General features: G+C 55.6%; 5 protein-coding genes and 1 riboswitch. Of the genes, 1 reads left to right on the top strand and 4 read right to left on the bottom strand.

Annotated features, from left to right (window positions below; all coding sequences use genetic code 11):
* Positions 1-2,187: TonB-dependent receptor plug domain-containing protein (locus tag HMPREF7545_RS07125; RefSeq protein ID WP_006695026.1), on the bottom strand; the 2,187-nt coding region annotated here is incomplete at its 3' end.
* A gap of 238 nt (positions 2,188-2,425) precedes the next feature.
* A riboswitch (cobalamin riboswitch) is annotated at positions 2,426-2,639 on the bottom strand.
* A gap of 312 nt (positions 2,640-2,951) precedes the next feature.
* Between HMPREF7545_RS07125 and HMPREF7545_RS07120 the strand changes: the two genes are divergently transcribed.
* On the top strand, positions 2,952-4,052 hold the full coding sequence (locus HMPREF7545_RS07120) for a hypothetical protein (protein WP_040571283.1): 1,101 nt from the start codon (positions 2,952-2,954) through the stop codon (positions 4,050-4,052).
* A 292-nt stretch (positions 4,053-4,344) separates the two neighbouring features.
* Here the strand turns inward: HMPREF7545_RS07120 and HMPREF7545_RS07115 are convergent, their stop codons facing one another.
* From HMPREF7545_RS07115 to HMPREF7545_RS07105, 3 genes are all read right to left on the bottom strand, one after another.
* Positions 4,345-9,129, bottom strand: a complete 4,785-nt coding sequence (locus HMPREF7545_RS07115) for a TonB-dependent receptor plug domain-containing protein (RefSeq protein ID WP_040571282.1) — start codon at positions 9,127-9,129, stop codon at positions 4,345-4,347.
* Between the two features lie 258 nt (positions 9,130-9,387).
* Positions 9,388-10,854, bottom strand: coding sequence for an MATE family efflux transporter (locus tag HMPREF7545_RS07110; RefSeq protein WP_006695021.1), 1,467 nt, complete (start codon positions 10,852-10,854; stop codon positions 9,388-9,390).
* Complete coding sequence (locus HMPREF7545_RS07105) at positions 10,844-12,115, bottom strand: O-antigen ligase family protein (RefSeq protein ID WP_006695020.1); 1,272 nt, start codon at positions 12,113-12,115, stop codon at positions 10,844-10,846. The genes HMPREF7545_RS07110 and HMPREF7545_RS07105 overlap by 11 nt, the downstream gene beginning before the upstream one ends.
* Positions 12,116-12,123: the final 8 nt, after the last annotated feature.

Genomic DNA, 12,123 nt, shown 5'->3' with positions numbered 1-12,123 from the left:
GAAGAGCCATTTCTCCGTCGGGCGATAGGTCAGGCGGATGTTGCCCTCCCACTTGGGCTGATAGGTCGGGCGCACCTCTAACCAGGAGTGATCAACGCCTGGAGAGGAGTCCCTGCGCTGCGCGCTGATATGGAGATGTGTGCCTTCTATGTCGAGATCAAACTTCTTCCAGTGGAAGTTCGTCTGCAGCTCGATGCCGTGTGCCTTGCCGCGCATATCGTTGAAGTAGGAACTGTAGTTGAGACCCGCGCGGTAGAGATACAGCATCCGATCCGTATCGCGCCAGAAATAGGTGAGCGTCGTGCGATTGTCGGAGCCGAGGAACTTCCCGTCCCAGATGGCACTGAGATCGAACTGCTTGCCATACTCGGGCTGTGGAAATTTTGCACTGTTGCCTCTGTGATCAATTGGCGCCGGCATGATGCCCGCGCCGTCACCTGCGATCTCATACATGTTGAGCAGGCGGAAGTAGGTACCGCCCGTCATGCGCATCGTGAAGTGGTTGTTGAATTCCTTCTTGACCGCGAGCTGCCATGTGACTCTGGAATCCACCTGACTGTCCTTCGGATGCACCCAATGGTATGTCTTTTGGGGATCAAAGCGGCCGAACCTGCTGTATCCGACGATCTCTGAACGGTTGTAGCGGATCGCAGGGGTGAGCTGCCAAGAACGTTTCTTGTCGAGCGTGATCGTATCCTGCAGCTGTGCGTTGAAGATGTTCTGATCGAACTGGTCGCGCATCTGCGTCCATAGATTTCCGATGCCGGCCTGCACATCGTCGATGACCTCGTCGAGCCCGTCGCCTTGGATATTCATACGCTCGTGGGAGTAGTTCATCTGGAAATCAAGCATATTACGCTTGTTGAGCTGATAGGTACCGTCTATCTGTACATTGTATTTCTTCGAACGGTAACGGCTCCACTCCCGCATGGGAACCTTAATCATGTAGCGCAGACCATCATGAATATTCTCGGCGCGGTAGTCCTTGCTCTGGGTGAGGTAGTCGACCATCCAGCCCCATTCGTAGCGGTTTCCTATATAGCGGCGCTGCACGAGCAGCTCTTTTGCCGTGATCTTCTGGTGACGCTTGTCGTATTTATAGAGATCGTATTTATCCACGAGAAGGCCGGGCGTAATCATATCGAAATAGCTTCTGTAATCGACCCAGAGACTGTCGGGCAGATGTCGGTCGACGGTCTTATACGTGGCCTTGATCATCCAGTCGTCATTCTGCCATTTGAGCAGGAGATCCGAATTGCTGTAGTCATTGTATTTTCGCCAGCGACGCGGATCGTCGGCAGCACTTGTCTGGCGTTCGTAATTACCAAGCCACTGGATACAATCATCTACATTCTGCTGCCATGCTCCGGCGCCATTTGCGATATCAAACGCGGCTTTCTCTGCCGGTGTCATAGCGAGGTAACCTTGCAGTTCGGCCCGCGTCTCGAGGATCGTCTGCCCAATTTGGGTATTCGTATAATACTGATCCGCCGCAAAGCTGTGATAGGGGAAGTCGCCGTCACGCGACTCGTGGTTGAATCCGAAGAGGAGGCTGCCTTTGCCGACAGGCGCCGTAACCTCGACCGATGCTTTCTTCCCGCCGAACGAGCTCGGCCCGATCTCGGCAGAGCCGTGTGCACCTGTCGGCTTCTTCGTCACGATGTTGATGACACCGCCGATGAAGGTGCCCGCAAAACGCGCGGGGATATAGCCGCGGTAGACCTCGATACGCTCGACGTTGCTGACGGGGATCGTCGAGATGTCGACCGCCGCATCGCCGCCGAGGTTCGTCAGCACGCCGTCGACGAATACGCCGACCTGTGCTGCTGTCGAGCCGCGCACCGTCACCGTCGTATACTGTCCCTTGCCGTTGACCTCACGCACATGCACACCGGGAACCATCTTGAGGAAGTCGGGCAAGGACTTCTGCTCCCCCTTGAACTCCTCGGGACGGATGATAGTCACGGTACCGGGGGAGAGGATCTCCTCCCACGAAGGGCGTTTTGCCTCAACGGTGATATCGGGCGTCGTGTATTCGCTGGATGATGTCTCAGCCTGCCCGCCATCCACGGTAGGGCTCGACACAGACGTCGTCTCTGCAGCGGCCGCAGGATGACACAGCACCCCGATGAGCAGCATCCACAGGATACCCGCGACAAGATGCTTCTTTTTCCTTTTCTCGGACATGAAAGAGCCTCCGTTTTCTCATTTATATTTAAAATATATAGACAATAAGTCCTGGAAGAATTCCTTCTTCCCAACAAAAAAATCCGTCTGCGACCTTGCTTGGTTCAGACGGATTGCCTTTATGAGAAAACGAAAAACCGGCATATGAAATACAGCCGGAGATGCTTTGTCATGAAGTATCGACAAAATCCCCTACCCATCGCTCGCAGGTACCGGCTCTTGAAATCCGCAAAAGCCGACGGTGATGTTAGAATAGGTAAGTATCCTGGCTTGGTGTCATCGCCTGCACAAGCCTTCCCAGATTGCTCCAGTGACATGATATGTGCAGACTCTTCCTTACAGTGGCGGGACCGCTTCGGCTTCGAGGAGCCGCTGATAAACTCAGCACCGTCATCTCAGCACATCTTTTTCGTCCTCTCTGCGTCGACAAACCCTCCACATAGCCTTTGCTATGCGTTCGGTTTGTCTCCTTGACAGGTCAAAAAATCTGTGCCAATCTGACGGACTTCATTTTATCAGCGATTCCTCACCGAATTCCAGATTAAGTCTCTCGACGCCTATTCCCGTCTATATTCAATTTTTATCCTTATATTAATGCATATTATACGATTTTGTCAATAAGAGAATACAATTTAAACTGCAATTTATTTAAATAAAAATTGCGGTGAAAATTTGCTTCTGCAGGCACCCTTTACAGTTGCGGGAAATGAATCTTCAATGCTATAATGACACCGTTTGAATTTTATGAGAGGGGAGGCGCAGCGATGGCGGTGGATGAGTTCGCGTGGCGTGTACGCATGGCGCGGCGACGCAAGGCATATCAGCGAAAATTCCGTCTGGCAGCGGGATTCATCGTCCTCACCATTGCTGTGCTTGCAGGCTACCTTGGCTACTACATCCAACGCCCTGCCTATGCGCTTGAACAGGCGGCAGCCGCAGTCAGGGAGAACGATGCGGAGCTTTTTCTGCGGCGCGTGAACATCGCGGCGGTCTGTGATGCCGGCTATGACGATCTCACCTATGTCCTCTTTGCGCGCGATACAAGCCTCAAAGAGGCGCAGCGCAATGCATCCGGCAAGTTTTACCAGAATGTCAAGGAGAGCGTTACGGAGGGACTTGTCCGCACGATTGAGAATGCCGTGAAGAGCGGCGTGTGGGAGGAACCCGGCGGAGCGGATGCGCTCAAGGGACGCCAACTCGGCATTGACTATGAGTATCTGATGGAGTGCAGCCACCTGCGTGATACGGAGCTGCTCAGCGTCGGTGAGACCGCATGGGACGGCAGTGCTGCCGTCGCATCGATCCAGGTGCGGGACGGCGGCACAGGCATCGAGTTCCCACTGCAGCTGCGCATGGAGCGGGGGGCGGCGGGATGGCAGATCGTACGCGTGACGAACTATCGCGCCTATCTCGAGGCGGTCCAGTCGGCGGCAGGCAGCGACATCACACGCTATATCGAGGCGACGCGCCCGATCGTCGATCGCTACAACAGCGTATTTCGTTCGACGCAGCGCGAGTTCCGCAGCCTCACGGAGACGGAGCGCAGCACCTATACGACCGAGCGCCGCAGAGCGCTCACGCGTCTCCTCCAGGAGGATATGATCCCCGTGCTGAAAAAATACCAGCGTGAGCTCGATGCTGTGGAAGTTCCGCGCGGCGCGGCGTACCTTGCGGCGCAGCGCAAGGCGGCGACGGAGGCGTCCATCGCCTCGTATGAGAGTTTCGTAAAAGGCCTCGACTCAGGACTGCCGGAGGACTTTGCGCGTGCCGAGACCCTGCACAAGAAGGCACTCACCTATGATCTGCGCGTCGGCGATATGATCCGCCGCAGCGCGGTGAACGCGGAGACGCCAGCGACGCCGTGAGGTGAAACGAAAAATGGGGCTGCTGTACGAGCGCTCCTATCGGATCGCTGCGCCCGCCGCTTCTACATGTTCCACGCACATCCCGCGTGGCAGCAGTCAACGTCAACCAATCAAATGTCGCTCACGCTCGTGTCGTTGGGATGTTTTTGCATACGACCTGTTCCCCATCAGCTGCGCCCTATGGGCTTGCTCTTGGACAGGTCAGCAAGCACTGAAAGAGGCACTCCGAACGGAAAAGAAAAATCCTGTTCCCGATTTTCTCGGGAGCAGGATTTTTTGCGTAGTAATGAATTTAGAACCGATAGGTGAGCTGAATGCGCGTGTAGTCGCCGAGGCGGAAATTCTCGGGAGTGTAGAGCGTGTCGCGCATCTGCGTGCTGCACGCGCCGAATGTATATGTCGCCTCGAGCATGAGGTTCTGGGCGGGAACGAAGGCAAGCCCTGCGGTAAAGGAACGGATGCCGTCGAGGTAACGGTCGGGCAGATCTGTGCCCGTGCCGCCGAGGAATGCGCCGTGCTCGAAATTCTTGTAGTCAAGGTAGACGCCCCAGCTGCCGGGGATGTCCATGTCGGGAATGCCGAAGTCCAGGCGCATGACCCAAAAGTACGGCACGGAGCCGCTGCCCGTATAGCGTCCGTAGATGTCCCTGGCGCCGTGGAAATAGCGTCCTGTCGCAGCGCGGTTGATGCCATAGTCGAAGGAGAACATCGTGCGCGGACCGAGGACGGCGCGTGCACCGATGCCGATGACGTTCGCAATCGGCAGCTCCTCGCCCTTCACATCCATGCCGTGTCCGAAGGAGCGCAGCGTCCACAGCTCCGCACCGAGGCGTTTGCCAAACTGATGGCGTACCTTGAGGAAGCCCGCACGTTCTATCTTTGGAATCACGTCGTGTTTCAGCAGGAAACCGGGCTGCCGGAAAGCGATGGGGGCCCCGGGAAGAGGGATGGGGGCATTGTTGAGCGGATTGAAGCGCTCGTTGCCCATCATTGCCGAGAAAAATTTTGATACGCCGTTGTATCTCCCAATCGAACCGCCGTAATTGCCGGGGATATTCTGGTCAAAATATTCCGCAGTTTCACCGACGAAGTCGCTGAACATACGGTCAATTGCTTCAGCCCGTGTCAGCGTCTGTCCGTCCTGCGTCTCATAGGTACTGCCCGCATCCTCAACTTCCTTTAGGATGTCGTCCATCATCGTACGGATATTCTCCTCGCGGAGCATACCCTCAACGCCGCCGTATTTCGGGTTGTCCACAGGCGAACCGACGCCTGATTCCTGAGAGAGGTCTAGATATTTGAGTGCAGCGTAGTTGTTGTCGCGATAGAGGTCGCGGACGACGCCGTCGCTGCGCCGCACAACGACACGAGCGCTGTAAAAATTACTATAAAACGTGGATGTTGCGGTATCAGGGGATCCATCTCCGTCGAGAATTTTCTCCCATTTGCTTTCATATCCGCCGCCGCCGGGCGTTTCGTTCGAGCGGCGCACGAGTTCCGCATCCACGGATTTGAGGATACTGACAAACTCACGCATGACATCGAGCTTCTTTTCGGCGATCTGCACATCGGAGAGTGCAGGATCGCGCACCCAGTTGCCGTCCGCGTCCTGTATCTTGCCCGCGTTGTTATATTTCTCGCGGAAATTTGCCGGTGCGTTCGGGTCGTAGTTCATGGGATAGGGAGAGCTGCTGACGTGCTGAGTCTGGTTGTTGGCATCACGTACCTCCTGTGTATAGTAGCCGAACAGCTCGTTCAGCGTCGGGGCACGGCGGATGATCGCCGCCTCCTTGTGGCTGTACGCGCTTGTATAGACTCCCGTTGTGCGGGAGAAGTCACCGAATCCTGCGGCGACCTGCGTGCGGTCCTTCGTGTAGAGGACGCGCACACCGTCGTACTCCTTGCCGAAGAAGTAGCCCGTCACGCCCATCGGCTCATGGATGCGCCCGAGCGTCCAGTCCCAGCGGCCGGGGCTGCCCGTGACCTCGGCCCGCTCGACGTGGACGCCGCCGAGTCCTTTCGTTTCGTCCACGGGATCTGCCGCATCGTTCGCCTCGCCTGTTGCGAGGACTGCCTTGACCCCGAGCTTATTATCAATGCGATAGTCCGCGCCGATGCGCAGACGCTGCCCGAATCCGTGCCCAGGGCGGTCGGCATAGTTCCGTGCCGCATCTGCATCCGCCTGCGTTTCCTTCGTCTCGCGCATCTCCGTGCGGTCATAGCCGCGGTAGGTATTCGTCCGCATACGGTAGTCGCCGAAGAAGTCGAGGCTGCCCTTTGCCCTGCTGTCCGTTGCCGTCTCGGGGCGGCGCAGGAAAAAGTCCTCTCTATAAAAATTCTTGAGCGGCACGCCGTCCCGGTCGACCAGTACACCGTCCGCGTTGCGGTGAATGCCCGTGTCAAGGAACGAGCCGAACTCATCGAACTTCATATTCACGCCGAAGCGGAACATGCGGTCGTGATAGGCACGGTCATCGTCCTGATGGTTAAAGAGATTGTCGATTCCTGCATAGACGGTGAAGTCCTTGCGGATATCCTTCTCGACGAGGAGGTTCCAGATGCCGAAGCTCTTTTCACGGTATTCGCCGCGCTTGCGGATGTAGTTGCCCGCGCCGTCCTTTTCAAACAGATTGTCCGTCTTGACCGAGTTGCTGTCGAGCATGCGGCTGAAGAAGCTGCCCCAGAACGCCGCGCGCCAGCCGTGCGCCTCATCCTTGTAGTTGACACCGACATCGAATTTATGCGTCGGGCGATCGAGCAGACGGCGCGGCAGATCATCGTCGCTCGCATTGATCGCGTGCAGATAGGTATAGCCAAGCTTTGCGCTCCAGTGCTTGTCAAACTTGTGCTGAACCTCTGCCTCAATCCCCGTGAGCTTTGCCTTGCCGATGTTGCGGAAGCTGTAGATGCGGTCGGGCACGTTGCGGAAGCTCCGCCCATGGAAGTTGAAGTCCACGAGCTGACCTGTGAAGTAGTGGGTCATATAGTCTGATATCTCGTTGTGGAAGATGCCGACCTTCCCGTAGGTGCGCTCGTTCTCCCCCTCGAGTGAGAGGTCGATGTTCAGCGACTTCTCGGGTTTCAGGTTCGGATTGCCGATCCAGTACCAGCCGAGATGGTCTGCACCCGTGCCGCCGTACATCTCCCAGTTGTAGAACAGTTCGCCGAGTCCCGGCTCGCCGTAGCCCGTGCCGATGTTTGCCTTGAGACGGCGGTGTTTCGCAAGCATGTGTGTCATGCCGAGGTTCAAGGTCGTATGCGAGCCGAAGCGGCCGCTGTGGTCGATGCGCAGGATGGGCGTGAGGATGGTCTTCGGGGTCACCTGCCAGCTGTCCTGCACATAGGCGTAGGTCTTCGTGAGGTCCGCCTCGCCGAGGAGCAGCTGGTTCTGCCGCGCGGCAAAGCCCTGCCCGTAGTACGTTCCGTTGAATGTGATGTTCTTGTCCTGCTTATATGCCGGTCCGAACTGCGCCAATGCGCCGTAGTAGCCGAGAACGGGCGCATGTTTATACATCATCGGTGTATTGTCAAATTTGGAATCGCTGAAATCATTCTGTGCCTTGAGAAGCGCCTCAAATGCATCGTATTTCGCCTGCATAGCAGGGTCAACAATGCCGCCGCCGAAAATCTCCGGAAGAACGCGCTGCACTTCCTCGTATGTCATCGGCGGCGTTTCCGCCCCGTAGTATTCGCCGTTTCTATCCCAGACGAAGCCGTTTTCATTGCGGATAAATTTATAGTTGTGGACGTAGGAGCTTGGCTCGTCGTCTACGCCCGCCGTATTGTCATCAACATCGAGCGACTTGTCATAGTCCCACGGATTGATCTTCTTCGTATAGCTCTTCGGCGCATTGCGCAGACGTGACCCTGCGGCATACTCCTTCTGCCAGCCGAAGCCGTAGCTGAGATAGTGCGCGTCATTCACGGCGGTGTTGAAGTGCAGGTCGATGTTCGTCTGCGTGTGGTCAAGATAGTCCACACCTGCAAGACTGTTCTTGCCGGAGTATTTGTCACGCCCGCTGCTGTAGTAGGTGAGGAGAGTTGAGTCATCCTCGCGCAGCTTGCCGTAGCCGTAGTTCAGCGTGAAGTCCGTATTCTTGCCGATGCGCCCCTCGTAGCTGAGACTGTACGTATCGCGTCTCCGGTCACGCTGATAGATCTGCATCGGTTCGAAGAAGGAGCCGAGCGGGTAGAGCTCACCCTTGTTGCGCCGCTGCATATTTTCGCGCTCCGCTGTGAAGCGGAAGGAGAGTTTGTTCGCGTCGTCAAATTTGTAGGAGCCGCTCACACCGTCATTTTTGATCGAACCATAAAAACGCAGCGACGGCTTGAAATCCTCGTACCAGTTTTCGCCCATGACGAACTGTTTGCCGTGGGAGTAGACGGGCATGACCTCGCGCTTTGATGTCCATCCGCTGAGGTTCAGCTTGCCCATGTCGCCCGCGTCTGCACGCAGGTAGAAATTTGCGGGCAGGGTCTTCGTCTCCGTACCGCTCCCCGTTCGGGAGCGGTGATAGCGTTCCTCGATGTTCAGTGAGACGGATGGATTCTTCACGCCCTGCTTCGTGATGACGCGGATCACGCCGCCGATGGCATCTGCGCCGTACTTCGCGCTCGCTGCGCCGCGGATGATCTCGATGCGCTCGATGTTCTCCGCGCCGATGCGCAGCAGCTCATCACCGCTGCCATTGTACTTTGCCTCGCCGCCGAGCACGCGCTGTCCGTCCACGAGAATCAACGTGTGCCTTGGATCAGCGCCGCGGATCGACACGCCGACATTGCCCATTGCGTCGATGGTGCGCGTCACACCAACCTCGTTAAAGATCACATCCTCGACGGACTTTGCCTGCTTGCGTGCGATGTCCTCCGCCGTGATGATCGTCGTCGACTGTGACTCATATTTTGCCTCTTCCTTTACGGCATCTGCATCGACATGTATATCATCAGTGTATACACTGCTCTCTCCCTGTACTGCATTATCTGCCCAGACCGTGTATGCAGGGAGGGCAAACCATGTTGCGACAGCCAAGGAAAGTGTATGCCGGAACGAAGGCGTCCGGCGTGTTCTTTGTTTCATAAGGGATAGCTCCTTTGCAGCACAATCACCTCTTGATAATATAATCAGAGTAAAAATGATAATCTATTTCGACAGTATAGTTAAGTAAAATAAAATAAACATAAAGAATATATGAAAAAAATAATATGATATTTTAATGGGAAGTATATTCGCTGCTTATACAATGATATTTTAAAAATAAAAAACACCCGAAAGGGTGCTGGAAATTCTTTATTTAAATAGATCGTGTGTGCAGGACGCGCAATGTTTTCTTTCGCCTTACGAGAAGGTTCGTATCGTCTTTCGCCAGCCGAACCAGAGCAGCGCAGCCATGACGAAGAAGCTGGCGTTATAGGCATTGTAGACAATCTGCATGGAGTGAATACCGACAGCATCCCATGTCCAGAACCATGCAACGCGGAAGATGCAGTAGGCGGCGAGTGCAGCCATCATGGGGCAGATCGTATTGCCGAGCCCGCGGATGGCACCGATGTAGATTTGGTTGACTCCGTATAGCCAATAGAATGGAAATGTATAGTAAACGGCGCCCAATGCATTGCTGACAACTGCAGGATCATCGGTGAAAAGAGAGATGAGCGTGGGGGCAAAGAAGCCTGCGACGAGCGCCATACCCATCGCACCGAAGGCAGAAAACTTGAGACTTGCTGTAAGCCCCTCGCGCACGCGAGTGAGATTCCCGGCACCGGCGTTTTGGCCGATGAAGCTCGTGAGGGCGATGCCGAATGCGAACAGCGGATAGTAGAGGAATCCCTCGACGCGTGCATAGACGGTCATACCTGCCATCGCAGCGTAGCCGAAGGAGTTGATGTAGGTCTGGATGACGAGCGAGGAGATGCTCATAAAGACGGCCTGCATTCCGGCGGGGATGCTTGTGCTGAGGATGGGGATGAGATAGTGCGGTGCAAAGAAGGGGCGGCTCAGTGTGAACTGCCATGCGCCGTGCAGATGGAAAAATTTGCGCAGGGCGAGCAGCGCGGACGCATACTGGGCGATGATGGTCGCGGCTGCTGCGCCTGCGATGCCGCAGGGGATGATGATGAGCAATAGGACATCCAGTGCGATATTGAGCACAACGGCGACTGCGAGGTAGTGTAGGGCGCTCGTCGTGTTGCCGAGCGCACGCAGAACTGCGCCGGCGGTGTTGTAGACAAGCTGAGCGAGCATGCCGAGGAGTGTGATTCTCAGGTAGAGACTTGCCTCAGGGATAAGGTCTGCGGGCGTTGCAAGTGCAGTGAGCAGCGGCTCCGTAAGGAGAAGTCCCACGGCGGTGAAGAGTACGGCGAAGGCAAGTACGGTGACGAAGATGCTCTGCACGAGGGTGCTCAGGCGGGCGTATTCTTTCTCTCCATAAAGCTGCGAGACGAGGACGCTGAGGCCTGCAGAGAAGCCGATGAAGAAGTTGACGATGACGGAGAGGATGAGGCTCGCTGTACCAACCGCTGCGAGCGCCTCTGCACCGAGTGCCTGCCCGACGAGCGCCGTGTCGGCAATGCCGTAGAATTGCTGGAGGAACTGCGAGAGCAGGATGGGCAGCATGAATACGAGCAGCTGCCGGAGAATCGGCCCGCGTGTAAAGTCCTGCTGATCGGCACTGTGGAAGAGCAGGACGTGCAGATGATGCAGGTTATGGTGGAGAAAGTCATAGGTGAGCGGGTTGTGCACGCCGTAGATGTACTCATGACGTTTGAGTGTTTGAAGAGGACTTTCGAAATCTTTAGTATTCATGAGACGAGGATTCCGGAGAAGATTTTTCTGTGCACGCTGTATGCGGGAGGCGTTCCATTGCTCCACTGGCAAGAATGAGGCCCATCAGCAGCCAATATTCGCGCGCAATGGAGAGCTGATTGATATTTGTATCGGTGAGCCCCTCAAGGTGAATACCGGCAAAAACGAGAATTCCCATTAAGGCATAGGCCGGTGTCCTCTGGCGGCGTTCCTCATGGAACTGCTGGTAAAGGCGATAGAAAAGATAGCCGTGCAGCAAGAGAAATGCCACAGCACCGAAGATGCCGCCTTCGGAAAGATGCTTAAGAAAGTTGTTGTGCGGATGACCGTGACCGGTGCTCGGATCATCCGGATCACGGGGGCGTTCTCTTGCTGCATCGGGAATATAAGCCGTGTTGTAATAATATCCGTATTCGTCCATGCCGACGCCTAAAATGGGATGGTCTCGGAAGATATCAAGAGCCGCCTGCCACATGTAGATTCGCTCTTGGTTAGAAGCATACCCTGTATCAGAAATGGATATGAGCCGGGACGAGTAAGTTGGAGAAAACAGTATAACTGCGCTGAGAAGCAGTGTACCGATCAGGGCGGCGGCGAGCAGGACACGGCGCAGCTGCGGGGTGAGTGCGAACAAGAGCGCAGAAGTGCCTGCAGCCGCAAGCCATGCACCGCGTGTTTGGGTCAGCAGGAGAAGAACTCCTGAAAGCAGCGCAAGGGCCAGCAGCGGGCGTTGAAAATGTTTCATATATGATTGTTGAGAGAAGAAACAAAGTACGGGGATCGCCATAAGCAGATGGCTGGCTAAAAATGTCGGAGAGTGGACGAGGCCAGTTGGACGCCATTCCATGCCGTGAATGCCGAGCTGGACAAACGCTGTGATGTCGTTAATGCAGACGGAGGCAGCAAAAGCGAGAATGATAGCGCGCATCTGCTCCTTGTGATGTACATAAAGCATCGTGAGAAAAAGCGGCAGAATACGGTGTGCTGCCCCTCCTACTGCGGCGACAGATGTGCTCGCTTCTCGTGAGGTCAATCCGCAGATGACCCAAATGCCAAGATAGATGAGAACGGCGGCAGCTAATCCGGAATCAACTGGGGGAGATATCCGTGTACGTACAGATTGGATCAACACAAGAAGGAGCCCCGCTGCAGCGAATATCGATGAAGCCCCTGTTGAAATGTTTGAAGCGAACGCAAGTCCCAGCAGAATGCGGTACATCCATCGACCATATATAGTGTTGTTTATCAATATTTGCTCCATGCGATCCT

It is taken from the genome of Centipeda noxia ATCC 43541, assembly GCF_000160555.1.
GTDB lineage: Bacteria > Bacillota > Negativicutes > Selenomonadales > Selenomonadaceae > Centipeda > Centipeda noxia.
The sequence above is the reverse complement of the archived record's forward strand: the minus strand, read 5'-3'. Positions and strand labels throughout refer to the sequence as shown.